This is a genomic window from Streptomyces sp. AM 4-1-1, from assembly GCF_029167625.1.
Classification (GTDB): domain Bacteria; phylum Actinomycetota; class Actinomycetes; order Streptomycetales; family Streptomycetaceae; genus Streptomyces.
On sequence record NZ_CP119145.1, the window covers coordinates 2,666,146 to 2,691,244 of the forward strand.

Consider the following 25,099-nt stretch of genomic DNA (forward strand, 5'->3'; position numbering starts at 1 on the left):
GGCAGCCCTCAGGCCGTGTCCTCGGGGCGTTCCGCCGGGCCGACACCGGCCCGCCTGGCCAGGGCGACCGCCGCCAGCGTGGAGTGCACGCCCAGCTTTCCCAGGACGTTCTGCATGTGCGTACGCACGGTGTGCGGGGACAGGAACAGCCGCTCCGCGACCGCCTTGCGGCCCAGTCCCGCCACCATGCAGCGCAGCACCTCGCGCTCGCGCGGGGTCAGCGACTCGACCAGCCGCTCGCTCTCGGTACGGTGCCTGCGGGCCGCGGTCAGTTCCCGCAGGACGCCCGTCAGCAGCGCGGGGGGCAGATGCGTCTCGTCGCGCAGCACACCCCGGATGACGGCCAGCAGCCGCTGGAGCGAACAGTCCTTGGCGACCCAGCCGGAAGCCCCCGCCTGGAGCGCGAGGGCGGCCCGTCGCGGGTCGTCCCGCTCGGCGAGCACCACCGTACGGACCGAGGGGCGGCCGGTACGGACCCCGGCGACCAGCGAGATGCCGTCCGCCACGGTCGGCGGCCCGCCCTCCGCGCCGCCCGGCGCCGTTCGGGTGTCCGAAGCGGTTCGGGGGGCCGGGGTCGCCCGGGGTGCGGGGACCGTTCGGGGGTCCGGGGCCGCTCCGCCGCCCAGCTCCGCGTCGACCAGCATCACGTCGTAGCCACGCCCCTCGGCCGCCGCGCGTTCCAGACAGCGCAGCGCGGCCGGGCCGCTGCCCGCCGCCATCACGTCGACGTCCGGTTCGGCCGCGAGGGCGGCGGCCAACGACTCGGCGAAGATACGGTGATCGTCCACCACCAGAACCCGGATGCGAACCACGGACATCCCCCACGCTGTGTTTGCCCCGACCGCCCCGGGCGGTGTGCCCGGCGCTCCGGGCTCTTGCCGTGTGTCGCTCGGCGCCGCCCCCGCCGGTGCCGAGCATCAGGGTACGGGCGGAGCCGGGCGGGGGAAGGCCATTCGCGGAACTGTCCGGCGAGGGTGTTCGGCGTGTGTTTCCTGTCGCGTCCTGAGACAAAAGCCGACAGCAAACATCGCGATCCGCCGGTGGGCGGCGCGTTCCCGCCCCGGGCGGGCGCTCGGGGCGGGAGTACGAGGGGTGCTTCCGTGACGGCCGCTCAGACCAGGCGGCGCGCGCCAGGCGAGGGGACCGCGGGGAAGATTCCCGGGGGCCGGTGCCCTGCCGAGGCGAACGCCCTCAGGACCGCCGCTGTGACCGCGTCCGCGTCCCGCTCGCGGATCAGCACGATCGCCGAACCGCCGAAGCCGCCACCGGTCATCCGGGCCCCCAGCGCACCCGCCTCGTTCGCCGCCGACACCACCAGGTCCAGCTCCGGGCAGGAGACCCTCAGATCGTCGCGGAGTGAGGCGTGGCCCTCGGTGAGCACCGGACCCACGGCCCGTACCTCACCCGCTTCGAGCAGTGCGACGACCCGCTCCACCCGCCGGTTGTCGCCGACCACATGGCGTACGTACCGCACGACGGACTCGTGCGCACCGGCCGCCGTCAACCTTTCGAGGGCGTCGGGGAGTTCGTCGTAGGGCAGTTCGCGCAGGGTCCGCAGGCCGAGCGTCCGGGCGCCCGCCTCGCAGCCGGACCGCCGCTCGGCGTACGCCCCGTCGCCCAGCTGGTGGGTGACGCGGGTGTCGACGACCAGGAGCCGCAGGCCCAACGAGGTGAGGTCGAACGGAATCTGACTGGTCGTGAGGTCTCTGGTGTCCAGGTGCAGGAGGTGGCCCTCGGTGCAGCAGGCGGACGCCATCTGGTCCATGACCCCGCAGGGGACTCCGACGAACTCGTTCTCGGCGCGCTGGGCGAGCAGCGCCAATTCGGGTCTTCTCAGGCCCAGTTCGAAGAGGTCGTCGAGAGCGAGGGCGGTGGCCGTCTCCAGGGCCGCGGACGAGGAGAGTCCGGCGCCGGTCGGCACGGTGGACCGGAAGTGGAGGTCGGCGCCGGTCACCGGGTGCCCGGCCTCTCTCAGCGCCCGGACGACTCCGGCGGGGTAGACGGCCCAGCCGTGCTCGGAGCGCGAGGCCGGTTCGTCGACGCGGAGGCGGACCACACCGCCCGGTACGTCGGCCGAGTGGAGGCGCAGTTCGCCGTCGGTGCGGCGGGCGGCGGCGACGCGTGTGGTGTGCGGCAGCGCGAGCGGCAGCACGAAGCCGTCGTTGAAGTCGGTGTACTCGCCGATCAGGTTGACCCGGCCGGGGGCCGCCCAGACGCCGTCCGGCCCGGTGCCGTACAGCGCGGTGAAGGAGGCGGTCAGCTCTGCGACGCCGGAGGATTCGGGGCCGTCCGCGGTCATGGGGCGGTGACCTCCTCACGGCGGGCGAACGTCCAGGCGTCGGAGACGATGGCGGCCAGATCCGCGCGGGCCGGCTGCCAGCCGAGGCGTTCGCGGGCCGTGGCGGCCGACGCGACGAGGACGGCCGGGTCACCGGCGCGGCGCGGGGCGGCGGTCTCGGGGACCGGGCGTCCGGTGACCGCGCGGACGGTCTCGATGACCTCGCGCACCGAGAATCCGTTGCCGTTGCCGAGGTTGCAGATCAGGTGCTCACCCGCGGTGGCCGCCTCCAGGGCGAGGAGATGGGCGTCGGCGAGGTCGGCGACATGGATGTAGTCGCGGACGCAGGTGCCGTCGGGGGTCGGGTAGTCGTCGCCGTAGACGGAGATCGAATCGCGGTGCCCCAGGGCGACCTGGAGGACGAGCGGGATCAGATGCGTCTCGGGGCTGTGCCGCTCCCCGTAACGGCCGTACGCGCCCGCCACGTTGAAGTACCGCAGCGAGACGGCGGCCAGGCCGTGGGCGGTGGCCTCACCGGAGATCATGTGGTCGACGGCGAGCTTTGAGGCACCGTACGGGCTGGTGGGCGCGGTCGGGGCGGCCTCCGTGACGGGGGTGGAGGCCGGTTCGCCGTAGGTCGCGGCCGTGGAGGAGAAGACCAGGGTCCGCACCCCGGCGTCACGCATCGCCGCGAGCAGGGCGGTGGTCCCGCCGACGTTGTTGACCCAGTACTTCTCCGGATCGGCGACGGACTCGCCGACCTGGGAGAAGGCGGCGAAGTGCAGGACCGCGTCGTACGAGGGGTCCAGCCGGCGGGCCGCGTCCTGGACGCGGCCCTCGACGAACACGGCTCCGGCCGGGACGCTCTCGCGGAAGCCCGTCGACAGGTCGTCGAGGACGGTCACCGCGTGCCCGGCCTCCAGCAGATGGGCGGCGACCACGCTGCCGACGTATCCCGCGCCCCCCGTCACCAGGTACTTCTTCCGGGACTCGGTGGGGCGACGGGATGCGGGGTCGGGGGCGTGGGGGGTATCGGCGGGGAGGTGGGGGTCGGTCGTCACTGGCTCGCTGCCTCTCGCAGTCGCTGGGCCGCGGTCTCGGGCGGCACGTCGTTGATGAACACGCCCATGCCGGACTCGGAGCCCGCGAGGTACTTCAGCTTGCCCGAGCTTCTCCGAATGGTGAAAAGCTCCAGATGGAGTCCGAACCCGTCGCGCCCGGGAACATCGAACGGCGCCTGGTGCCAGGCCGAGATGTACGGGGTCGCGGGCTCGTCGGGACCGAACAACCGGTCGAACCGCCTCAGCAGTTCCAGATACATCCGGGGGAACTCCGCGCGGGCAGCCTCGTCGAGCGCGCGCAGATCGGGGACGCGGCGACGCGGGTGCAGATGGACCTCGTACGGCCAGTGCGCCGCGTACGGGACGAACGCCACCCAGTGCTCACCGGCGAGCACGACACGTGATCCGTCGGCCTCCTCACGGCGGACGACGTCGTCGAAGAGGTTGCGGCCGGTCTCCGCTTGGTGCGCCTCCATCGAGCGCAGCATGAGGGTGGTGCGCGGGGTGACGAAGGGGTACGCGTAGATCTGCCCGTGCGGATGTCCGAGCGTGACCCCGATCTCGGCTCCCCGGTTCTCGAAGCAGAACACCTGCCTCACCTGGGGCAGTTCGGCCAGCTCCGTGGTGCGGTCGGTCCAGGCCGCGAGGACGAGCGCGGCCTGCTCCTCGGTGAGGTCGGCGAACGACGCGTCGTGGTCGGAGGTGAAGCAGACGACCTCGCAGCGGCCGGACTCGCCGCTGAGGGACGGGAACCGGTTCTCGAAGACGGCGACGTCGTAGTCCTCGTCGGGGATCTCGCTGAGCCGTCCCTCCCGGGAGGGACAGAGCGGGCACTCGTCGGCGGGCGGGTGGTAGGTGCGGCCCTGCCGGTGCGAGGCGATGGCGACGCTCTCACCGAGGAGCGGATCGCGGCGGACCTCCGAAGAGGTCGAGACGGGATCGAGCCGCCGTCGGTCGACGGCCTCGCGGACGACGTCGTCCCGGGAGTCGTAGTAGATGAGCTGACGGCCGTCGGCGAGGGTCCTCACCGTTTTCTTCACCAGATTCCTCCAAACACGAACACACACAAGGAACCATAAGTAAACAGGGTCGTCAATCACCCGTTCGCGTCAGCTCATCGCGATCAGGGGGAGGAAAGTGGTCATTCACTGTGAAAACGATCGAGGCCGAACAGAGTGGCACCCGAATGGCCCCGCAGAATGTTCGTTTTCCAAACATCGGGCGAGCGTTTGTTCCGCGTTCAGCCCGCGTGGCGGAGCGCTCGACGGGCCCGGCGACACCCGCGCCGGCTCACCCGGCACCCCCAACGGGCCCGGGTGCCACCTCGCGCCGGTTCACCCGGCACCTCACATGACCGGTCGCGTCCGGTCCGGTGCGCCCGCCCGATCCGGCATCTCCACCCTGTCCGGCTGCCCCACCCCGCCGGACGGACCCGCCCGGCCCGACAGACCCGCCCGCTCCAGCAGCCCCGTCCGGGCCGCCAGCGCCGCGGCCTCCAGCCGGGAGCCGACACCCAGCTTCACCAGCACCCGCTGCACATGCGTACGGGCGGTGCTGGGCGCGATGCGCATCCCGGCCGCGATCCGCCGGGTGTCCTCGCCCTCGGTGACCCGCAGCAGCACCTCGGCCTCGCGCGGGGTGAGCAGCCGCAGCAGTCGCTGGCCCTCGTCGTCCGGGGCCGCCGCCGGGTTGAGCAGATCGGCGAAGGCGCCCTGGAGCAGCCGCGGGGCGACCGCCGACTCCCCCGCCCGCGCCTTGAGCATCGCGCGCTCGACGCCCTCGATGCGTTCGTCGTGGCGTACGTATCCGGCGGCTCCGGCGGCGAACGCCGCGGCGATGCCCCAGGAGTCGGACACCGGCCCGAGGACCACCACCGCCACCTGCGGGCGTTCGCGTCTGATCCGTACGATCGGGTCGAAGGCGCCCGGCCGGGCGGGCGTCGCCGTCCCGTAGAGGCAGACCTCCGGGACCCGGCCGACCACGAGTTCGGCGGAACCGGAGGTCGGCGCGGTCGCCGCGAGCACCCGGTGTCCCCGGAGCTTCAGCGCCGAGGCCAGTGCCTCGGCGAGCAGTCGGTGGTCGTCGACCACCATGAGCCGCACGCCCATCGAGCAACCGCCCCTCATCCCCCGGGACCCGGCCCACCGGTCCTCCTGCCCCGGCAAGGTACACGCTCGTCCGGCGTCACGTGCCCGGTAGCGGGCAGAAGCCGTCGAGAATGCCGAAATACAGTTCGTTCAGGGCGACTTGACGGCATGACAGGCGCAAAACGATCGGCCCCGCCGGTCGTGACGATCGACCGGCGGGGCCGTCCCGCTCCGCTCGGACGGACCCGGGCGCGAGCCGAATCCGTCCAGGTGCCTGTCAGCTCGTGGTGAAGGACACGACGAGGTATTCCTTGGCGCTCAGCGTGCTCTGCCGAGGCTTGCTGATCATGGTCTCGGAGATGAACATCCGCCCCTCGCCGTAGAGCGTTTCCGCGTAGTTGGCGGAGAAGCTGGTCTCCGCGTCCCGGATCTCCCGGTCGGACGGGTTGTCCATCAGCAGCGTCTGCTTGAACGTCTTGCCGTCGATGCTGACGATCTGGCCGCCCCGGTTGTACGGGGGCTCCTTGTACACGATCACGTCGTCGCCGTCCATCCGCAGCGGGCGCATGGTGAAGCGGTCGCCGGACGGGGCGTTGTCGCCGGTGAGCTTGCCGGTGGCCAGGTCGAAGGACAGGACCTCGTTGGTGTCGTCGTGCTCCTCGGTCGGGATGTAGAGGCGGTTGTTCCCGACGGCGAGGTGACGGCAGGACTCGACCTCGGTGCTGCGGCACATCCCGGCGTACTTGTCCGCCTCGGCCGGGATCTTGGCGAGCAGCTTGCCGGTCGCCGCGTCGATCGAGAAGAAGTCGGAGATCCCGCTGCCGTCACCGGCGGTGTCACCGACGTCGGCGGCCACGACCAGCGGCTTGGTGGAGACGATGTTCGCGTAGTCGACGCCGGGCGGCATGTTGTACGACGAGATCGGTGCGCCCGTGGTGGGGTTCAGCGCCTGGATGATGAGCTGCGGGTTGTCGTACGTACCGCACTTGCGGACCACCGCGAGCGCCTCGCCGCCGCCGTACCCCTTGTCGTAGCAGCGGTCGGCGCTGACCTTCGGCTTCCAGCGCTCGGCGCCGGTGTTCAGGTCGAACGCGGCGCCGCCGCTGGTGCCGCCCGCGGCGACCGTGGTGCCGCTGAGGGTGATCTCGTCGAACCGGACGGGCTCGTCGCCGTTGGTGGCGGCGACGACCGACTTGCTCCAGAGCAGCTTGCCGGTCGTCATGTCGATCACACCGACCTGGGTGCAGCTCTGGTACTTCTTCGCCGCGGTCCGCCGGGCGGGCTCGAAGGCGATGGCCGTCTTGTAGTCCTTGCTCATGTGCCGTGAGGCGGCGCAGAGTTGACCGGCCAGTGGGATCGACCAGAGCTTGGTGCCCTTGGCGACGTCGTAACCGACGATCTCGTACACGCCGGTCTTCACGTACGCCTTGTCGGTGAGCCAGGAGCCCGCGACGGTGGTGACGTCGGTGACCTTCGGCTGCGGGAGCTGGAAGCCGACCTTGGACGTGGTGTTCGCGGGGGCCTTCTCGGCGCCGCCGGAGTCGCCGCCCTGGCCTTCCTCGCCCTTCTTGTCCCCACCGTCGGCACCCGCCGAGGTGGCCGCCTCGGACTTCTTGTCGTCACCGCTGTCGCCGGTGGCGTACCAGATGCCGGCCCCGACGATCAGGGCCACGGCGACCACCGCCGCGACGATGATCTGCGCCTGCGTGCCGAACTTCTTGCCGCCGTTGCCGCCCTGGGGCGGCAGGTACTGCGGCTGCATGGGGGCGGTCGGATAGCCGTACCCCTGCTGGGGCGGCATGCCGGGCTGACCGGGCGGCGGCCCCTGCGGGAAGCCGTAACCCGGCTGCGGGGGCTGCCCCGGGTATCCGGGCTGACCGGGCTGTCCCTGATATCCGGGGCTACCCGGATATCCGGGCTGACCGGGCGGCGGTCCCTGCGGGAAGCCGTAGCCGGGCTGCGGGGGCGGCGGAGTCTGCGGGTAGCCGTACGCCGGGTCCTGCGGCGGCTGTCCGGGCTGCGGCGGCTGCGGGGTGCCGTAGCCGCCGGCGGGCGGGCCGGTGGGCGGCGGCGGCTGCTTGGCGAGGGGGTCGGAGGGCGGCGGGGTCGGAGCGCCGAACCCACCGGGGGGCGGGTCCTGCGGGGGGCCGAAACCCTCCTGGGGCGGGTCGTTGGGGGGCTGGGTCATGGCGTGTGTACCTCTTGGAGCGGAAGGGGGCGAAGGAGTGGGGAAGACCGGTCGGCGCCGGACGGGCCGTCCGACGTGCGGTCGTTCGGCAGGCGGCCCGGGGCGGCCGTGGGGAGCGCCGTCAGTTGCCGAAGGCCATCATCGTCTTGGTCTCCAGCTCCGCCTTGTCGTTGGCGGCGCTGATGTGGTGGCTCGCGATGAACGTGCGACCGCCCGCGTAGACGATCGCCGGGTCGTAGAAGGACGCCTCGATGGCGGCCGTCGAGTCCGGGTGCTGGAGCACCACCTCGGGTGCGCCGCCGGTCGGTGCGAGCGTGGCGACCGCTCCGCCCCTGTCGTACGACGCCTCGACGTAGAGCAGCACATTGCCGCCCTCCATCCGCAGCGGCGTGATGACACGGTCCTTCGGGGCGTCGGCCCGCCACTTGGGCTTGCCGGTGTTGAGGCTGAAGGCGACGACCTTGTTGGTGCCGCCGCGGCCGGCGGTGTCGGTCTGGGTCGACATGTAGAAGGTGTTGGCGTCGGCGGCGACACCGACGCAGCCTTCGAGGGTCTTGCCGAAGACGGCGAACCGGCCCGCGCACCGCGGCGAGAACTTGTCCTTGCCGCCGTCGATCTGGGAACGGAGCGTGCCGTTCTCCTTGATGGCGATGACGCTCCACTTCTTCTGCGTGCGCTGGGTCAGTCCGACGACGAGCGGGCTCACCGAGTACACCTTGTCGACCTCCCAGCCCACCGGCGGCCGGTACGTCCACCTGGCCTTGCCGGTGACGGGGTCGACGTCCTGCAACTGGTGCTGCGGCTTGTCGAGATCGGCGGTCTTGCAACTGGAGGCGGCGATCAGCCTCGGGCCGCCCGCGTAGGCGAACCGCTGGCAGCCGCCCGACTGCGCGCCGAACAGCTCCTTGCCGTCGCTGACCCGGTACGCGTTGGAGTTGCTGGTACGTCCGACGGTCACGGTGTCGCCGCTGATGGCCATCCCGATGTCCGTCATCATGTCCCAGATGCCGGTCTTGCTGATCGACTTCTTCCAGCCCGGCTTGCCGGTCTTCAGGTCGATCATCTGGATGTCGGCGCAGTCCGCCTTGTCCGTGGTGCCGTTCTTCAGCCCGATGACCACCTTGCCGTCGGCGGTGACCTGCGGCGGGGCCGCACAGATGTCCGCGGGCAGCGGCAGCGTCCACTTCCGCTTGCCGTCGGTCACGGAGTAGCCGGAGACCTGGCGGTACATCGCCTTGGCGACGACATCGCCGACGACCCACGGGCCGAAGACCTCGGCGCCGTTGCGCGGAAGGTCGACGTCGTTCTTCTGGAGCCAGAGGACCTTCGCCTCACCGGCCTGGCGGCCCGCGTTGAGGTCGTCGCCGGCCTCACGGCCGTCGCCGCTGCCGTCGCCCTCGTCCACGGAGGGGGACGCACTCGGCTGCTGCTGGGTGGCGCTCTCCTTGGCGACGGGCTTCTTGTCGTCGTCGCCACCGCTCGTGGCCAGCCAGACTCCGGTGCCGACGACCAGCAGTGCGGCGACGGCCGCCCCGATGATCACCGCGGGCCTGCCCTTGAAGGGGGTACGGCCGCCGGGGCCGTTCGGTCCTACGGGGCCGTTCGGTCCACCGGGGGCGGGTGCGCCGGGGTACTGCGGGGGATAGCCGTAGCCGGGTCCGGCCGGCTGACCGTACGGGCCCGGCTGGGTCGGCGCGCCGTAGGGGCCGGGCTGCGGCTGACCGTAGGGACCGGGCTGCTGACCGTACGGGCCTGGTTGGGCCGGCGCGCCGTACGGTCCCGGCTGCGGCTGACCGTACGGTCCCGGCTGCTGGTCGTACGGGCCCGCCGGCCCGCCGGGTATCTGCTGACCGTACGGGCCGGGGGGCTGAGCGGGCGGTTGTCCCGGGGCCTGGCCCGGCGCCTGCGGATACCCGTATCCCGGCTGCTGGGGCGCGGCGGGAGGCGGTCCCGTGGGCGCGGCGGGCGACTGCCCGGCCGGAGGCCGCACGGGCGGCTGGGCGGGCGGCGGTCCGGCCGGGGTCTGCGGTGACTCCGTCGGCTCCTGAGGGGCCCCGAAGCCCCCCGGCTGTTGCTGGTCGGGCGGCTGGGTCATCAGCACGTCCCCCTTCGTGCGGTCCGGTGCCCGTTCCGGTCTCCCCCGCGATCCCGCCGAGGTGGGTCCCCGTCGGAAAGGAGCGAATCGGGCCTGGGTTCCGCGGCGATGCGTCAGTCGAGCGGGGCTTCTTTGTACCACCCGAGGGACCACACACACCGGGGCGGTCCATCCCCTGTTCCCAAGGGAGAACCGCCCCGTGATGCCGTCGTTACGCAGTCGTCAGGCGTCCTCGGCCAGCTCCAGCCAGCGCATCTCCAACTCGTCGCGCTCGGCCACGAGTTCACGCAGCTCCGCGTCCAGTTTCGCCACCTTCTCGAAGTTCGTGGCGTTTTCGGCGATCTGCGAGTGCAGCTCGGTCTCCCGGCTGGACATCTTGCCGAGTTGGCGCTCCACCTTCTGGAGTTCCTTCTTCGCGGCGCGCGCCACCTGCGGGGAGACCGTCCCGGCCGAGGCGGATGCGACGGCCGCCTCGTCCTTGGCCGCGGCGGCCGACACCGAAGCCGCGGAGGGCAGTTCGGACAGCCGCTGCCTGCGCTCCAGATACTCGTCGATCCCACGCGGCAGCATCCGCAGCGAGGCGTCACCGAGCAGGGCCATCACCCGGTCCGTGGTCCGCTCGATGAAGAACCGGTCGTGCGAGATCACGATCATGGAGCCGGGCCAGCCGTCGAGCAGGTCCTCCAACTGCGTCAGGGTCTCGATGTCGAGGTCGTTGGTCGGCTCGTCGAGGAAGAGGACGTTCGGCTCGTCCATCAGGAGCCGCAGGATCTGGAGCCTCCGCCGCTCACCGCCGGACAGATCACCGACGGGGGTCCACTGCTTCTCCTTCGCGAAGCCGAACTGCTCGCACAGCTGCCCCGCCGTCATCTCCCGGCCCGTGCCGAGGTCGACCCGGTCGCGCACCTGCTGCACGGCTTCCAGCACCCGCAGCCTCGGGTTGAGCTCGGCGACCTCCTGGGAGAGGTAGGCCAGTTTGACCGTCTTGCCGACGACGATCCGGCCGGCCGCGGGCTGCGCCTCGCCCTGCGTGCGGGCCGCCTCGGCCAGCGCCCTCAGCAGGGACGTCTTGCCCGCACCGTTGACCCCGACCAGGCCGATCCGGTCGCCCGGTCCGAGCTGCCAGGTCAGATGCGTGAGCAGCACCTTGGCCCCGGCCTGGACGGTCACGTCCTCCAGGTCGAAGACGGTCTTGCCGAGCCGGGCGTTGGCGAACTTCATCAGCGCGCTGGTGTCGCGCGGCGGCGGCACGTCGGCGATCAGCTCGTTGGCGGCCTCGATGCGGTAGCGGGGCTTGGACGTACGGGCGGGGGCACCGCGCCGCAGCCAGGCCAGCTCCTTGCGCATCAGGTTCTGCCGCTTGCTCTCCTCGGTGGCGGCGATCCGCTCACGCTCGGCGCGGGCGAACACGTAGTCGCTGTAGCCGCCCTCGTACTCGTGGACCGTGCCGCGCTGCACGTCCCACATCCGGGTGCAGACCTGGTCGAGGAACCACCGGTCGTGCGTGACGCAGACCAGCGCCGAGCGCCGGGTCCGCAGGTGTCCGGCGAGCCAGGAGATGCCCTCGACGTCGAGGTGGTTGGTCGGCTCGTCGAGGACGACCAGGTCCTGTTCGGCGATCAGCAGCTTGGCGAGCGCGATCCGGCGCCGCTCGCCACCGGAGAGCGGGGCGATGACGGTGTCCAGGCCGTGCTCGAAGCCGGGCAGGTCGAGCCCGCCGAAAAGACCGGTGAGCACATCACGGATCTTGGCGTCGCCCGCCCACTCGTGGTCGGCGAGATCGCCGATGACCTCGTGCCGGACGGTCGCCCGCGGGTCGAGGGAGTCGTGCTGGGTCAGGACGCCGAGGCGCAGTCCACCGTTGTGCGTGACGCGCCCGGTGTCGGCCTCCTCCAGCTTGGCGAGCATCCGGATGAGCGTCGTCTTGCCGTCACCGTTGCGGCCGACAACACCGATCCGGTCTCCCTCGGACACTCCGAGGGACACGCCGTCGAGCAGTGCACGGGTGCCGTACACCTTGCTCACTGACTCGACATTGACCAGGTTGACTGCCATTTCGCTCCTGCTGCGAGGGGATGGACCGACGTCCAAGGGTAAGGGCTGGCCGGGGGTCGGCGCGGGGGCGGCCCGGGCCGCCACGGGGGTGCGGTAGCGTGCGGCGGATCGATCAAGGTCGGAACCCCTCTCATCAGGGCTTCCGCGAAATTCCTCAGGGGTGGGACCGCATGGCACGCGACGGGTGGACACGAGGTACGGCCGCGGCGGCGCTGGCGGTGCTGGCGACGCTGACGGTGGCCGGATGCTCGTCGGATTCGACCGGCCCGGCGGATTCGGCGGCCTCGGCGGATTCGGGGTCCGCGAAGGCCACCGGGAAGCCGGCCGCAAAGGCCGGCGCGGAGGCCGATGCGAAGACCGGTGTGAAGGCCGCCGTCGGCGGTGGCACCATCGGCGGCCCCGGTTCGCCGTGCGCCGCCCTGCCCGTCACGTTCGACATCGCGGCCGACTGGAAGGCGGCGGCGGTCACCATGGACCCGGACCCCGAGGTGGCCGCGCTGCTGGGCCGCCAGGGCCCGGTCGAGGCCGCCTGCGAACTGGACGCCAAGCCCGCCGGGAACATCGGATACATCCGGGTCTGGACCGGCAAGCCCGGCGCGGACACCGCGCGCAAGGTGCTTCAGCGGTTCGTCGCGGCGGAGAAGGGCGCGGGCGCGGTCACCTACCGGGAGACCACGGCGGGCACGCTTCCGGCGACCGAGGTCACGTACACCGTCACCGTGGAACTCCTCGACGAGTCCAAGAAGGAACGCGCCTTCGCCGTCGCCACCCCGAGCGGTCCGGTCGTGGTGCACCTCGGCGGGCTGGACACCGGGGAGCACGAGGCGATGCTCCCGGCGTACGAGCTGGCGCGGAAGACCCTGCGCCTCGGCTGACGGCCCCGCGCCGGTACCCGTACCCCTCGGCTGACGGCCCCGCGCCGGTACCCGTACCCCTCGGCTGACGGCCCCGCGCCGGTACTGGTTACCGCCTCGGCTGACGGCCCCGCGTCCGTACCCGTACCGCCTCGGCTGACGGCCCCGTACCCGTACCGCCTCCACGGACGCCCGCGCGCCCGTACCCGTGACCGCCTCCACGGACGTCCGCCCCGCCCGGTCCGCCCGTCAGACGACGGACGCCCCCGGGGCGGGTGCGAGCGCGACCCGGGCCGAGCGGCAGGTGCCCGACATCAGCAGTTCGTCGGCGGCCTTCTCCGCCGACCACCGGTCCGCGACCAGGAACGCCGTCGTCGGCCCCGAGCCCGAGACCACGGCGGCCAGGGCGCCCGCCGACATGCCCACCGCGAGGGTGTCGGCCAGCTCGGGCCGCAGCGAGAGCGCGGCGGCCTGGAGGTCGTTGGTCAGCGCCACGGCGAGGGCGCCGGCGTCGCCCGTGCGCAACGCCCGGAGGACGTCCTCCCCGGCGGCGGGGGCCGGTACGTCGGTGCCCGCCGTCAACCGGTCGAACTCGCCGTAGACCGCCGGGGTGGACAGCCCGCCGTCCGCGACCGCGAACACCCAGTGGAACGTCCCCCGGATCGGGAGCGGGGTCAGCCGCTCGCCGCGGCCGGTGCCGAGCGCGGCGCCGCCGACCAGGCTGAACGGCACGTCGCTGCCCAGCTCGGCGCAGATGGCCAGCAGCTCGTCCCGGGTGGAGCCGGTGGCCCACAGGGTGTCGCAGGCCAGCAGCGCGGCGGCGGCGTCGGCGCTGCCGCCCGCCATGCCGCCCGCGACGGGGATGTCCTTGGCGATGTGGATGTGCACGTCGGGGCTGATGCCGTGGCGCGCGGCGAGGGCGACGGCGGCGCGGGCGGCGAGGTTCGTGCCGTCCAGCGGTACGAGACCGGCGTCCGGGCCCGAGCAGGTGACGCGCAGGGTGTCGGCCGGGGCGACGGTGACCTCGTCGTACAGGCCGACGGCGAGGAAGACGTTGGCCAGGTCGTGGAAGCCGTCGGGGCGCGGGGCGCCGACCGAGAGCTGCGCATTGACCTTGGCGGGTACCCGGACGGTGACTCCGGAGCCCGGACGGCCGGCGCTCATGACGCACTCCCCTGCGGCTTGCTCCCGGGCTCGTTCCGGGACTCGTTCTCGGACCCGCTGCTCCGGGGCCCTCTGCTCTCGGACCCGCTGTTCCCGGTCCCGTCCCCGGGCCTGCTCCCGTGCTTGTTCTCCGCGATGGCGGCGAATTCCTCGACGGTCAGCGCCTCGCCCCTGGCCTGCGGCGACACCCCGGCCGCGACGAGGGCCGCCTCGGCAGCCGGGGCGGAACCCGCCCAGCCCGCCAGGGCGGCGCGCAGGGTCTTGCGGCGCTGGGCGAAGGCCGCGTCGACGACCGCGAAGACCTCGGCCCTGCTCGCGGTGGTCCTGACCGGCTCGGCCCGTCGTACCAGCGAGACGAGTCCCGAGTCGACGTTGGGCGCGGGCCAGAACACCGTGCGGCCGATGGACCCGGCGCGCTTGACGTCCGCGTACCAGTTGGCCTTCACCGACGGCACCCCGTAGACCTTGTTGCCCGGCCGGGCGGCCAGCCGGTCGGCCACCTCGGCCTGGACCATGACGAGGGTCCGCTCGATGGTCGGGAAGCGTTCCAGCATGGTGAGCAGGACGGGCACGGCGACGTTGTACGGGAGGTTCGCGACCAGCGCGGTCGGCGCCGGGCCCGGCAGCTCCTCGACGAGCATCGCGTCCGAGTGGACGAGCGAGAAGCGGTCGGCGCGCCCCGGCATCCTGGCCTCGACGGTCGCGGGCAGCGCGGCGGCGAGCACGTCGTCGATCTCGACGGCGACCACCCGGTCCGCCGCCTCCAGGAGCGCCAGGGTCAGCGAACCGAGCCCGGGGCCGATCTCGACGACCACGTCGTCCGGGCGCACCTCCGCGGCCCGTACGATCCTGCGGACCGTGTTGGCGTCGATGACGAAGTTCTGGCCGCGCTGCTTGGTGGGGCGTACGCCGAGTGTGGTGGCCAGCTCGCGGATGTCTGCGGGGCCCAGGAGGGCGTCGGGCTCTGTGGTGCTCACCCGTAAAGCGTACGGGTGCGGGGCGGCCCGGCGTCCCCCTGGCCGGGCCGTGGACGGCCCATGTCCCCGGTGGGCCCGGCGACCGCCGGGCCCACCGGCCGGGCGGCCCGAGCCGACCGCTCGCCGACCGGCGGCCCGACACCCACGCCACGGACGACGTCCGCAGCCCGACGGCCAGACACCCACAGCACGGACGGCATCCGAAGCCCGACGGCCCGACCCGATACCCACACCCCGCCCGACGTCCGGGCATCCGGGCGTCCGGGCGGGCGTTCGGGCGGCCCGACGGCCGTCAGTAGTCGAAGGCGCGTGCCGTGTTGTCCGCGACGGCCGCCGCCAGCGTGTCCTCGTCGGTCCCCTTCACCTCGGCCATGGCGCGGAGGGTGACGGGGATCAGATACGGCGCGTTGGGCCGTCCTCGGTAGGGGGCGGGAGTGAGGAACGGGGCGTCCGTCTCGACCAGCACCAGCTCCATGGGCGCGACGGCCAGCGCGTCCCGCAGCGGCTGGGCGTTCTTGAAGGTCACATTGCCGGCGAACGACATGTAGTACCCGGCCTCCGCGCAGATCCGCGCCATCTCCGCGTCGCCCGAGTAGCAGTGGAAGACGGTCCGCTCGGGGGCGCCCGCGTCGGCCAGCACCCGCAGCACGTCGGCGTGCGCGTCCCGGTCGTGGATGACGAGCGCCTTGCCGTGCCGTTTGGCGATCTCGATGTGGGCCCGGAAGGACTCCTCCTGGGCGGCCATGCCCTCGGGGCCGGTACGGAACCGGTCGAGGCCGGTCTCGCCGACCGCGCGCACCTGGTCCAGGGCGGCCAGCCGGTCGATCTCGGCCAGCGCCTCGTCGAGCGCGGCCCGCCCACCGGGGGTGCGGGCGCCCTGGCGGGACCAGCCGTCCGGGTCGCCGTGCACGATGCGCGGCGCCTCGTTGGGGTGCAGCGCGACCGCCGCGTGCACGCCCGGATGGGCGGCGGCCGTCTCGGCGGCCCAGCGGGAGCCCGCCACGTCGCAGCCCACCTGGACGACGGTCGTCACATTGACCGCGGCGGCCCTGGCGAGACCTTCCTCGACGGTGCCGTCCTGCATGTCCAGGTGGGTGTGCGAATCGGCGACCGGCACCCGCAGGGGTTCGGGCAGCGGCGGGGCTTCGGTACGGCTCATGGGCACGATCGTACGAGGGGCCGTACCGCCACGCCCGCGCTCCCCCACGCTCCCCGCGCTCCCCCGCGGCCCACCGCTCTCAGGTGCGCGGCCTCGCCTGCTCGGATCACGCGCGGCGTCATCCGCGCCGTGTCACCCGCGCCGTGTCACCTGCGGTGGAAGGGGTTCAGGCCGGAGAAGTGCCAGTGACGGGGTTCTCCGGGGACCGCGGTCGCCGCCACGGCCTCGCCGTCGCGGACTCCGATCTCCTCGGTCGGCGGCTTCGGCACGGCCTTGTGGATCAGCCGCTGGACGTCCGACACCCGGCCGGACCGCATGATCCGCACCACGTGCCCCCCGCAGTTCACGCAGGTGGGCGTGGAGAGAGGGGACGGAACCCGCTGCCCGTCCGCCGTGTAGACCACGAAGGCGTGGCCCGACCCGTCGACGTGATGCTCTATCTCGTACGCCTGTTCCCAGCCGTAGCCACACCTCATGCACGCGAAGGCATACGCCTCGTGGACGGTGGTTGCTGCCATGTCGCTCATGCCTGCTCCTCTTGTCCGTCGGACAAGCACTCCGGGGAGTACGTCCACAACCAGTGGACGCCCTTCCCGGCGGGAACGCAGCGGGCCCTGTCGAACGATGGACCGGTCTTGGCGCGATCGTGGCAAAAGGGACCGATGCGCGGGTCACGCTTTGCTTTTCACGATAGTCCTTTACCGTCCGCTGGGCCGCTCCGCTCCGCGTTCTTTGCCGCCACCACCGCATCGAAGACGTCCCGCTTGGGAAGCCCCGCGTCGGCCGCCACCGCGGCGATGGCCTCCTTGCGCCGCTCCCCCGCCTCCTCGCGCACCCGCACCCTGCGCACCAGCTCGGCGGGGTCCAGTTCGTCGGGTCCGGTGTCCGGCGCCCCCGCAACGACGACGGTGATCTCGCCGCGCACGCCCTCGGCCGCCCAGGCCGCCAGTTCACCGAGCGGACCGCGCCTCACTTCCTCGTACGTCTTCGTCAGCTCCCGGCACACCGCCGCCCCGCGTTCCGCGCCGAACACCTCCGCCATCGCGGCCAGGGTGTCGTCCAGCCGGTGCGGCGCCTCGAAGAAGACCATCGTGCGGCGCTCGCCCGCGACCTCGCCGAGCCGGCCCAGCCGTTCGCCCGCCTTGCGGGGCAGGAAGCCCTCGAAGCAGAAGCGGTCGACGGGCAGCCCGGACAGGGCGAGCGCGGTGAGCACGGCGGACGGGCCGGGGACCGCGGTCACCTTGATGTCCTTCTCGACGGCGGCGGCGACCAGCCGGTAGCCGGGGTCGGACACGGACGGCATCCCGGCGTCGGTGACCAGCAGGACCCGGGCGCCCCCGGTCAGCGCCTCGACGAGTTCGGGCGTACGCGCCGACTCGTTGCCCTCGAAGTAGGAGACGACACGTCCCGTGGTGTGGACACCGAGCGCCTGCGTGAGGCGGCGCAGCCGCCGGGTGTCCTCGGCGGCGACGACATCGGCCGTGGCCAGCTCGGTGGCGAGGCGTGGCGGGGCGTCCGCCACATCGCCGATGGGGGTCCCTGCGAGTACCAGCGTTCCAGTCGTTCCAGTCACATCGGCCATCCTCCCAGCACGGGAGGCACCACGCGCACAGCCGCGTTCCCTACGATGGCGCGGTGACGAGTACCGCACCCGAGGCCCAGCGCGGCCAAGACGCCCGGGAACAGCACGGCGACGAGCCGTCCAGCTGGCAGCGGCGGCTGCGCCGCTTCGGCCACTCGCCCCGGCCGGAGATCGGACTGCGTGAGCGGCTGGTCCCGCTGTACACCCGGCCCGGTCCGCAGTTCTGGGCGGTCCTGGCACTGCCTCCGGGGTGGGCGGCGCGGCTGACGCGCTGGTCGGCCTGGGGCGGGCCGCTGCTGGTGACGCTGATCGCCGGACTGCTGCGCTTCTGGAAGCTCGGCAGCCCCAAGGCGGTGATATTCGACGAGACGTACTACGCGAAGGACTCCTGGGCCCTGACCGAGCAGGGGTACGAGGGCGCCTGGCCCAAGGACATCGACAGCTCGATCCTCGCCGACCCGTCACAGGTGCCGGTCCCCACCGATCCGGGCTATGTGGTGCATCCGCCGGTCGGCAAGTGGATCATCGGGGCCGGGGAGCAGATCTTCGGTTTCACGCCGTTCGGCTGGCGGTTCATGGTCGCGCTGCTCGGCACGCTGTCGGTGCTGATGCTGTGCCGGATCGGACGGCGGCTCTTCCGCTCGACGTTCCTGGGCTGTCTGGCGGGTGTGCTGCTGGCCGTGGACGGTCTGCACTTCGTGATGAGCCGGACCGCGCTGCTCGACCTGGTGCTGATGTTCTTCGTCCTGGCCGCGTTCGGCTGTCTGCTGATCGACCGTGACCGGTCGCGGGCCCGGCTGGCGGCGGCGCTGCCGGTGGACGAGGAGGGGGTGCTGCGGCCGGACGTCCGGGTGGCGGAGACCCTGCGGCTGGGCTGGCGGCCGTGGCGGATCGCCGCGGGCGTCACGCTGGGACTGGCCTTCGCCACGAAGTGGAACGGCCTGTACATCCTGGTCGGGTTCGGCCTGATGACCGTGCTGTGGGACGTCGGCGCGCGCCGGACGGCGGGCGCGGTGCAGCCGTACAAGGCGGTGCTGAAGCGGGACCTGCTGCCCGCGTTCGTCTCGACGGTGCCGGTCACGATCGCCACGTACCTCGTGTCGTGGACCGGCTGGATCGTCACGGACAAGGGGTACTTCCGCGACTGGGCCGAGAAGGACGGCAAGGGCGGCCACTGGACGTGGCTGCCGGACTGGCTGCGCAGCCTGTGGCACTACGAGAACCAGGTCTACGACTTCCATGTGAACCTGACGTCCGGCCACACCTACCAGTCCAACCCGTGGAGTTGGATCGTCCTGGGCCGCCCCGTCTCGTACTTCTACGAGGAGCAGAACGGCTGCACGACGTCGGCGACCGGCAAGTGCGCCCGTGAGGTGCTGGCGCTCGGCACCCCGCTGCTGTGGTGGGCGTCGTGCTTCGCACTGGTGTACGTGCTGTGGCGGTGGCTGCTGCGCCGCGACTGGCGGGCGGGCGCCATCGCCTGTGGGGTGGCGGCGGGTTGGTTGCCGTGGTTCCTGTACCAGGAGCGGACGATCTTCCTCTTCTACGCGGTCGTGTTCGTGCCGTTCCTCTGTCTGGCGGTGACGATGATGATCGGCGCGATGCTGGGCCCGGGGGCGGCCACCCTCACCGCCCGGCGCCTCTCCCCGCCACCGGCCGATCCGACCGGCGAGCGGCGCAGGACATGGGGCGCGGTCGCGGCGGGTGTGCTGGTGCTGCTGATCGTGTGGAACTTCATCTACTTCTGGCCGATCTACACGGGCACGCCCATCCCGGACGGGTCGTGGCGGGACCGGATGTGGCTGGACACCTGGGTGTAGCAGCGGAGACGACGGTCCCGGCACCTGATGGTGCCGGACCCGTCGCGCGCAGGCACCACATGACGCCGGGCCCGTCGCGGTCCATCTCGTGGTGCCTGGCCCTCACCGCCTCACACTCGCGCCCCTCCTCTCACCGCACCTCCTCCCACCGCCCCGCGCTTCCACCACCCCGCACCTCCCCTCACCTCCGCCACCCGGCACCTCCACCGCCCCGCACCTCCGCCACCCCGCGCCCCGCGTCGGCATCTGCCCGGCCCCGCTCCCCCCACCCGGCCCGAACCACCCGGAAGACCCCTGTCTCCGCAGAGCCAATCAAGCCAATTCCCGTGCCACATAACGCCGTTGGTCTCCACAGCGTCACAGGGTCCGAGCTGTCCGTACGGCCCGGAGGGCGTCCGTGCGGGGCGATCGATTCGAGTCGGGCCGGGCTCCGGCCACAGGCCGGGGTGGGCCACACTGCGGCCAGGCGCGGATGACTCGGGGCCGCTGCCCGGGGCCGTTCGACGAGGGCACCAGGGCGGGCGGGGCTTCCGTCCGTACCGTCCGCGGCGCCCCTCTCGTGGGGCGCGGCACAGCGGGACCACGCTCCCCGGGGCACGTCCGGGGGCCACGGGGGAGGAGACCACGCATGGCGTGGGACGAGTGGGAACAGCTGAAGCAGGACACCGCCCAGCGGCACGGGACGCAGATGCGGCTCAACCAGTACCCGCCCGGTGACGGGCCCGCTCCCGCGACGAGCAGTGTCACCGGGGGCCTGCGGTCCACCCAGCAGGCGTGGAACAAGGCGGGTGAGGGCGTCGGAGCGCTGAAAGAGGGGCTGGGCAAGGCCCTGACCCGGCTGGCCGAAGGGCAGCAGGGGGCCGAGGCCGCCGGGTGCCTGACCGCCGGGGCCCAGAAGGACGTGTACGACTCGTGGTCCCGGTACGTCAGGAGCGTCGACGAACGCTGCGGCAGCGTCAAGGAGGCGCTGGAGAAGGCCGGGCACGACCTCCTCCTGACCGACGACGCCGTCAGGGAGGCGTTCGGCGCCATCGACAGCCGGTACGCCGACACGCCCGCTGTCGGTGGCCAGGGTCCGGGGCGGTGACGGGCCGTCATGGATCTCGCGACGCTCAAGGCGCTGAAGCCGTCCGAGTTCGCGCAGGCGGCCGACGGCTACCGCGCGACCAGCGACATGGCCGCCGCGGCCAAGGACCACATCGACAACGTCGTCGCGGCCGGCATGCGCGGTTCCCTCAAGGGGACGGCCCGGGACGCCGCGCTCGCGGAGCTGAAGCAGCTGTCGGCCAACTTCCACTACACGCAGATCGAGTGCGGGCTGGTGAGCGCCGCGCTCAACGGGTTCGTCCACGACATGGACACGGCCCGCGGGAAGCTCCTGTCCGCGCTCGGTGACGCGGACGCGCTCAGGTTCACGGTCGGTGCCGACGGCAGCGTCACCTACCCGGCCGGACAGTCGCGCAACAGCGTCGAGCTGCCGCCCCCCGGCGGCACGGTCACCGCCGGCGCGGCACCCCAGGCCCCCGGTTCCCAGTCAGCCCTCGCCCGGCTGAGCCCCGACCCCAACCCCCACCGCGCCGAGGCGATCGCCCTCGCGGACCGGATCGCCGCCGCGCTCAGGGAGGCGACGGAGGCGGACGCCAAGTGGGAGCCGAGGATACGGGCGCTGAAGGCCGACGACGATCTCACCGTCTCCTCGCACGACCTCGCCGACGCCCAGTCGGACATGGGAGGCGTACGGGAGGCCGGCCAGGACTACCTCGACTCCATCGGCGGGCCGCCGAAGGACGCCACCCCCGCGCGGAACGCCGACTGGTGGAAGGGGCTCACCGACCAGGAACGGGAGGCGTACCTCTCCCTCCACCCCGATCTCGTGGGCAAGCTGGACGGTCTGCCCGCCGAGGTCAGGGACGAGGCCAACCGGATCGTGTTCGACGAGAAGCAGGCCGAGTACCGGATCAGGCTGGACACGATCCCGAAACCGCCCGCCAAGGAGTGGACCATCCTGATGACCCTCGCCGGGGGCGCCAGGGTCCATACCGACGAATGGATGGACTGGGACCGGAAGTACGGCGACGACTACCGCCACCTCACCGCCTCCCTCCACGGCATGGAAGCCATCGGGAACCGCTTCGACCTCACCGGCACCGAAGGGCTGCCCGAGGCGTATCTGCTCGGCTTCAGCCCCGACGGGCACGGCCGCGCCATCGTCGCCACCGGAAACCCGGACACGGCGCAGCACCAGGCGGTGTACGTGCCGGGCACAGGGTCCGACCTGGACGGCATCGGGGGCAACATCGACCGGATGACCGATCTCTGGCGCCAGACCAACCAGGCGGCCCCGGGCTCCTCGGTGTCGACCATCACCTGGCTGGGTTACGACGCTCCGCAGGACCCCGTCAAGGACGCCCCCTTCGAGCACTACGCCTACGACGGCGCCCCGGCCTACCGCCAGTTCATGGACGGCCTCGACGCCTCCCACAGCGGCCCCGGGGAACCGCACCGGACGGCCATCGGGCACTCGTACGGCAGCACCCTCATCGGGGCCGCGGCGCAGAGGGGCGATCTCAACGCCGACGATGTGATCTTCGCCGGAAGCCCGGGGGTCAAGGTCGGTTCGGCCGGGGAGATGGACGTACCGAAGGGGCATGTGTGGAACGAGGAGGCCGACGGTGACAAGGTGCCCGACATCGGCCGTTACGGTCATGGCGGCAGCCAGTGGAGGATCGGCGGCGGAACCTTCATCATCCCCAGCGACGACGCCTTCGGGGCGAACCAGATGAACACCCACGCCGAGGGCAGCGGCCCCGATGGCCTGAAGAGATCGGAAGGCCACAGCCAGTACTGGACCCGGGGCACGACCGCGCTGAAGAACCAGGCGCTGGTCGTGGTCGGCGAGTACGGGGACGTCACCGCTCCCCGGTAGCGCGCCGCTCCCGGACGGCATCGCCGCACGCGGCACCGTCACCGACCCGCCGACCCGCCGACCCCGAGGAACACCGAGGAACTTCATGCTCCGTGCACCACTCCCCGCCCCGCGTCGGTACCGGCCGGGCGGCGCCTGCCTGGCCCTCGCACTGACCGGACTCCTCCTCACCGGATGTGGCATGACTGACAACGACACCAGCAGGTCCCCGTCCGGCACGACGGCCCCGGAGATCCCGTACGCGGGCACCGCGAGCACCGCGGAGGCGGTCGCCGCCGTGAAGGAGGTCTCCAGCCGGCTCCACGACTTCATGGGGGTGCCGGGTGAGGCGTCCGCACCTGGGCCGGGCGTCCGGGAGTGTGAGGGCAAGGACCCGGACACCTACTTCCGGGTCCACCACCCGTGGAACTTCCTGCCGACGTCCGGTGCCGACAACGACACCGCCATGGCGAACCTCAAGAAGAAGCTGAGCACGGGTGGCTGGGTGGTCAAGGACTCCTACCGCGACAACAGCGCCAACAAGAACCTCAACCTCATCGCGGACAACGACGCCCGAAAGGTGAGCGTCTGGGTCGTCGCGTACAGCGGGCGCGCCACCCCGAGCATCGGCATCGACGTCACCTCCGGCTGTTACCGGGTCCCCGAGGGGCAGACGGTCGAGCACTCCTGAACCGGGCCCGCCACAGCCCGGCGGCGCGTGTCCCGCACCGCCCCGCTCAGCGGGCTGCACCCGTCCCCCGCCCCGGACGGGTCGTGGCGGCACCGGACCTGGCTGGACACACGAACACGACCGGCTGGTTGCCCTGACCACGTATCGCATTCCGGTAACGACCATCTCCACTGTCACCCCTGTCCCGTAGGGTGCGAAACAGCTCCCCCTCGAACCCGTTCGAGGGGGATTTCCTGGGGAGGGGGGCCGCACGGATGCGCACTGGAGCGAAGGTCGCCGTGGTCGGCGGAGTGTTCGTACTGGTGGCCGGCGGCGTGGGTTACGGGGCGTACAGCGTGCTCGGGACCGACGGCGACGGAGGCGGTACGGGCACCAAGGCGGCGGCGGCCGAGATACGGACCGGCCCGCCGGACGGGACCGAGATCGCCGACACCTCGAAGAAGTTCCTGGCGGCCTGGGCGAGCGGGGACGCGAGCGCGGCGTCACAGCTCACCAACAACCCCGTCGAGGCCGAACCGCTGCTGACGGGCTTCGCCAAGGACGCCCACGTCACCGCCGCGGCGATCACCCCGGGGCCCGCGGTCGGCCCGAAGGTGCCGTTCACGGTCAACGCGACCGTCTCCTACGGCGGCACGTCCAAGCCCATGTCGTACGCCTCCGAACTGACCGTGGTGCGCGGCCTGACCACCGGCAGCCCACGCGTCGACTGGAAGCCCACGGTGATCCACCCCCGGCTGACGGCGGGCGCCACCCTGCGGACCGGAGAGGTGACGACCCCCGCGATCGAGGCGGTGGACCACAACGGCAAGGTGCTGACGAAGGAGAAGTACCCGTCCCTGGGGTCGATCCTGGACACGCTGCGCGAGAAGTACGGCAAGACCGCGGGGGGCAAGGCCGGGGTTGAGACCTGGATCGAGAGCCCGGACGCCGCGACGCCGAAGCAGACGCTGCTCACCCTGACCAAGGGCACCCCCGGCAAGGTCCAGACCACGCTGGACGCGGACGCGCAGGCGGCGGCCGAGACGGCGGTGAAGCGTTTCAGCCAGGCGTCGGTGGTCGCGATCCGACCGACCACGGGCGCGATCCGGGCGGTAGCGAACAACCCGGCGACCGGCTTCAACACGGCGTTCCAGGGCCGGCAGGCACCCGGCTCGACGATGAAGATCGTGACTGCCTCGATGCTCATCGAGAAGGGGGTGGCCGCCGCCGACCGGAAGATCGAGTGCCCCAAGGACGTCATGTACCAGGGCCGCACCTTCCACAACCTGGACAACTTCGCCATCCCCGACGGCACGCTCACCACGAGCTTCGCCCGGTCCTGCAACACCGCCTTCATCAAGCAGATCGACGACGTGGACGACGACTCGGCGCTGGCCAAGGAGGCCAGGGACGTGTTCGGGATCGGCCTGAACTGGCAGAGCGGTGTGGTGACGTACGACGGCAGCGTGCCGGAGGTCACGGACGGTGAGGCCGCCGCCCAGTACATCGGCCAGGGCGCGATCCAGATGAACGCCCTCAACATGGCGTCCATCACCGCCACCGCCCGCAACGGCACGTTCCGACAGCCGATCATCGTCCCGCGCGACCTGGACGACCGGCAGATAGCCGTCGCCGCCCGGTCGCTGCCCAGCTCGGTCTCCCAGCAGGTGACGAACATGATGCGCCAGACAGCGAGTTGGGGCACCGGCCAGGCCGCGATGGCGGGGGTCGGCGGCGACAAGGGCGCGAAGACGGGCTCGGCGGAGGTCGACGGCCAGTCGACGTCCAACAGCTGGTTCACCGGCTTCAGCGACGACCTCGCGGCAGCGGCGGTCGTCCAGTCGGGCGGCCACGGCGGCGACGCGGCGGGACCGGTGGTGGCGGCGGTACTGAAGGCGGGGCGCTGAGGGGGCGGGACGGACGATGGGGCACTCATCCCCGAACGCGAGAGATCGGCGAGATGTCGGAATTCCTGAAAGCAAGTAAAAACAGGCACTCGCCCGCATAAAACCGCAGGTCAGTTCCTGTGATCCCCGCGCGTGCGGGGGTGGTCCCGCCAAGAAGGGGAAACGACTCCGCGCGGAACCGTGATCCCCGCGCGTGCGGGGGTGGTCCCTGGGGCGCGTAGGGGACCGTGCCGATCTGCGCGTGATCCCCGCGCGTGCGGGGGTGGTCCCAAAGCCGGCGAGGTGTCCGGCTCGACC

The 25,099-nt window shown here is 72.1% G+C and carries 19 protein-coding genes and 1 CRISPR repeat array (1 of these 20 cut by a window edge); of the genes, 6 read left to right on the forward strand and 13 right to left on the reverse strand.

Going from position 1 to position 25,099, the window contains the following annotated elements; all coding sequences use genetic code 11:
* Positions 1-8: 8 nt before the first annotated feature.
* The 8 genes from PZB75_RS11230 to PZB75_RS11265 all read right to left on the reverse strand — a co-directional run bounded on the left by PZB75_RS11230 (position 9) and on the right by PZB75_RS11265 (position 11,764).
* Positions 9-812, reverse strand: a complete 804-nt coding sequence (locus PZB75_RS11230) for a response regulator transcription factor (protein ID WP_275538672.1) — start codon at positions 810-812, stop codon at positions 9-11.
* Positions 813-1,111: 299 nt separating this feature from the next.
* Entirely contained in the window at positions 1,112-2,299 is a 1,188-nt protein-coding gene (gene galK, locus PZB75_RS11235; protein ID WP_275535160.1) for a galactokinase, read from the reverse strand.
* Positions 2,296-3,252: a UDP-glucose 4-epimerase GalE gene (galE, locus tag PZB75_RS11240; RefSeq protein WP_275538673.1), complete on the reverse strand. Its 957-nt coding sequence runs from the start codon at positions 3,250-3,252 to the stop codon at positions 2,296-2,298. Before galE ends, galK begins: the two co-directional genes overlap by 4 nt.
* Before the next feature lie 83 nt (positions 3,253-3,335).
* Complete coding sequence (gene galT, locus PZB75_RS11245; RefSeq protein ID WP_275535161.1) at positions 3,336-4,379, reverse strand: galactose-1-phosphate uridylyltransferase; 1,044 nt, start codon at positions 4,377-4,379, stop codon at positions 3,336-3,338.
* A gap of 306 nt (positions 4,380-4,685) precedes the next feature.
* Entirely contained in the window at positions 4,686-5,447 is a 762-nt protein-coding gene (locus PZB75_RS11250) for a LuxR C-terminal-related transcriptional regulator (protein WP_275535162.1), read from the reverse strand.
* A 256-nt stretch (positions 5,448-5,703) separates the two neighbouring features.
* Positions 5,704-7,614, reverse strand: coding sequence for a PQQ-binding-like beta-propeller repeat protein (locus PZB75_RS11255; protein ID WP_275535163.1), 1,911 nt, complete (start codon positions 7,612-7,614; stop codon positions 5,704-5,706).
* A gap of 121 nt (positions 7,615-7,735) precedes the next feature.
* Positions 7,736-9,709, reverse strand: a complete 1,974-nt coding sequence (locus tag PZB75_RS11260; protein WP_275535164.1) for a PQQ-binding-like beta-propeller repeat protein — start codon at positions 9,707-9,709, stop codon at positions 7,736-7,738.
* A 222-nt stretch (positions 9,710-9,931) separates the two neighbouring features.
* Entirely contained in the window at positions 9,932-11,764 is a 1,833-nt protein-coding gene (locus PZB75_RS11265; RefSeq protein WP_275535165.1) for an ABC-F family ATP-binding cassette domain-containing protein, read from the reverse strand.
* Between the two features lie 170 nt (positions 11,765-11,934).
* Here PZB75_RS11265 and PZB75_RS11270 point away from each other — a divergent pair, with 170 nt between their 5' ends.
* A complete protein-coding gene (locus tag PZB75_RS11270) occupies positions 11,935-12,639 on the forward strand; it encodes a lipoprotein (protein ID WP_275535166.1) in 705 nt (234 codons plus the stop codon).
* A gap of 228 nt (positions 12,640-12,867) precedes the next feature.
* Here the strand turns inward: PZB75_RS11270 and PZB75_RS11275 are convergent, their stop codons facing one another.
* The 5 genes from PZB75_RS11275 to rsmI all read right to left on the reverse strand — a co-directional run bounded on the left by PZB75_RS11275 (position 12,868) and on the right by rsmI (position 17,500).
* Positions 12,868-13,782 (reverse strand): 4-(cytidine 5'-diphospho)-2-C-methyl-D-erythritol kinase, encoded by a 915-nt coding sequence (locus PZB75_RS11275; protein WP_275535167.1) that lies wholly within the window; start codon positions 13,780-13,782, stop codon positions 12,868-12,870.
* On the reverse strand, positions 13,779-14,759 hold the full coding sequence (rsmA, locus tag PZB75_RS11280) for a 16S rRNA (adenine(1518)-N(6)/adenine(1519)-N(6))-dimethyltransferase RsmA (protein ID WP_275535168.1): 981 nt from the start codon (positions 14,757-14,759) through the stop codon (positions 13,779-13,781). Before rsmA ends, PZB75_RS11275 begins: the two co-directional genes overlap by 4 nt.
* Before the next feature lie 292 nt (positions 14,760-15,051).
* On the reverse strand, positions 15,052-15,918 hold the full coding sequence (locus tag PZB75_RS11285) for a TatD family hydrolase (RefSeq protein WP_275535169.1): 867 nt from the start codon (positions 15,916-15,918) through the stop codon (positions 15,052-15,054).
* A 146-nt stretch (positions 15,919-16,064) separates the two neighbouring features.
* A complete protein-coding gene (locus PZB75_RS11290) occupies positions 16,065-16,445 on the reverse strand; it encodes a hypothetical protein (RefSeq protein WP_275535170.1) in 381 nt (126 codons plus the stop codon).
* Positions 16,446-16,603: 158 nt separating this feature from the next.
* Positions 16,604-17,500, reverse strand: coding sequence for a 16S rRNA (cytidine(1402)-2'-O)-methyltransferase (rsmI, locus tag PZB75_RS11295; RefSeq protein ID WP_275535171.1), 897 nt, complete (start codon positions 17,498-17,500; stop codon positions 16,604-16,606).
* 53 nt (positions 17,501-17,553) lie between these two features.
* Here rsmI and PZB75_RS11300 point away from each other — a divergent pair, with 53 nt between their 5' ends.
* The 5 genes from PZB75_RS11300 (at position 17,554) to PZB75_RS11320 (ending at position 24,802) form a co-directional block, all read left to right on the forward strand.
* Positions 17,554-19,320 carry a phospholipid carrier-dependent glycosyltransferase gene (locus tag PZB75_RS11300; RefSeq protein ID WP_275535172.1) on the forward strand — a complete coding sequence of 589 codons (1,767 nt, stop codon included), beginning with the start codon at positions 17,554-17,556 and terminating at the stop codon, positions 19,318-19,320.
* Between the two features lie 628 nt (positions 19,321-19,948).
* A complete protein-coding gene (locus tag PZB75_RS11305) occupies positions 19,949-20,407 on the forward strand; it encodes a hypothetical protein (protein ID WP_275535173.1) in 459 nt (152 codons plus the stop codon).
* Positions 20,408-20,416: 9 nt separating this feature from the next.
* On the forward strand, positions 20,417-22,246 hold the full coding sequence (locus tag PZB75_RS11310) for an alpha/beta hydrolase (RefSeq protein WP_275535174.1): 1,830 nt from the start codon (positions 20,417-20,419) through the stop codon (positions 22,244-22,246).
* Between the two features lie 181 nt (positions 22,247-22,427).
* Entirely contained in the window at positions 22,428-22,916 is a 489-nt protein-coding gene (locus PZB75_RS11315; protein ID WP_275535175.1) for a hypothetical protein, read from the forward strand.
* A gap of 254 nt (positions 22,917-23,170) precedes the next feature.
* Positions 23,171-24,802, forward strand: coding sequence for a penicillin-binding transpeptidase domain-containing protein (locus tag PZB75_RS11320; RefSeq protein WP_275535176.1), 1,632 nt, complete (start codon positions 23,171-23,173; stop codon positions 24,800-24,802).
* 119 nt (positions 24,803-24,921) lie between these two features.
* Positions 24,922-25,099: a CRISPR direct-repeat array (repeat unit 28 nt; unit sequence GTGATCCCCGCGCGTGCGGGGGTGGTCC); it runs 216 nt beyond the window's last position.

Bases quoted from the DNA above. Each gene is read 5' to 3' on its own strand.
- galK (WP_275535160.1), bottom strand. From the start codon at position 2,299: ATGACCGCGGACGGCCCCGAATCCTCCGGCGTCGCAGAGCTGACCGCC.
- PZB75_RS11250 (WP_275535162.1), bottom strand. From the start codon at position 5,447: ATGGGCGTGCGGCTCATGGTGGTCGACGACCACCGACTGCTCGCCGAG.
- PZB75_RS11255 (WP_275535163.1), bottom strand. From the start codon at position 7,614: ATGACCCAGCCCCCCAACGACCCGCCCCAGGAGGGTTTCGGCCCCCCG.
- PZB75_RS11260 (WP_275535164.1), bottom strand. From the start codon at position 9,709: ATGACCCAGCCGCCCGACCAGCAACAGCCGGGGGGCTTCGGGGCCCCT.
- PZB75_RS11265 (WP_275535165.1), bottom strand. From the start codon at position 11,764: ATGGCAGTCAACCTGGTCAATGTCGAGTCAGTGAGCAAGGTGTACGGC.
- PZB75_RS11270 (WP_275535166.1), top strand. From the start codon at position 11,935: ATGGCACGCGACGGGTGGACACGAGGTACGGCCGCGGCGGCGCTGGCG.
- PZB75_RS11275 (WP_275535167.1), bottom strand. From the start codon at position 13,782: ATGAGCGCCGGCCGTCCGGGCTCCGGAGTCACCGTCCGGGTACCCGCC.
- PZB75_RS11285 (WP_275535169.1), bottom strand. From the start codon at position 15,918: ATGAGCCGTACCGAAGCCCCGCCGCTGCCCGAACCCCTGCGGGTGCCG.
- PZB75_RS11290 (WP_275535170.1), bottom strand. From the start codon at position 16,445: ATGAGCGACATGGCAGCAACCACCGTCCACGAGGCGTATGCCTTCGCG.
- rsmI (WP_275535171.1), bottom strand. From the start codon at position 17,500: ATGGCCGATGTGACTGGAACGACTGGAACGCTGGTACTCGCAGGGACC.
- PZB75_RS11305 (WP_275535173.1), top strand. From the start codon at position 19,949: ATGGCGTGGGACGAGTGGGAACAGCTGAAGCAGGACACCGCCCAGCGG.
- PZB75_RS11310 (WP_275535174.1), top strand. From the start codon at position 20,417: ATGGATCTCGCGACGCTCAAGGCGCTGAAGCCGTCCGAGTTCGCGCAG.
- PZB75_RS11315 (WP_275535175.1), top strand. From the start codon at position 22,428: ATGACTGACAACGACACCAGCAGGTCCCCGTCCGGCACGACGGCCCCG.
- PZB75_RS11320 (WP_275535176.1), top strand. From the start codon at position 23,171: ATGCGCACTGGAGCGAAGGTCGCCGTGGTCGGCGGAGTGTTCGTACTG.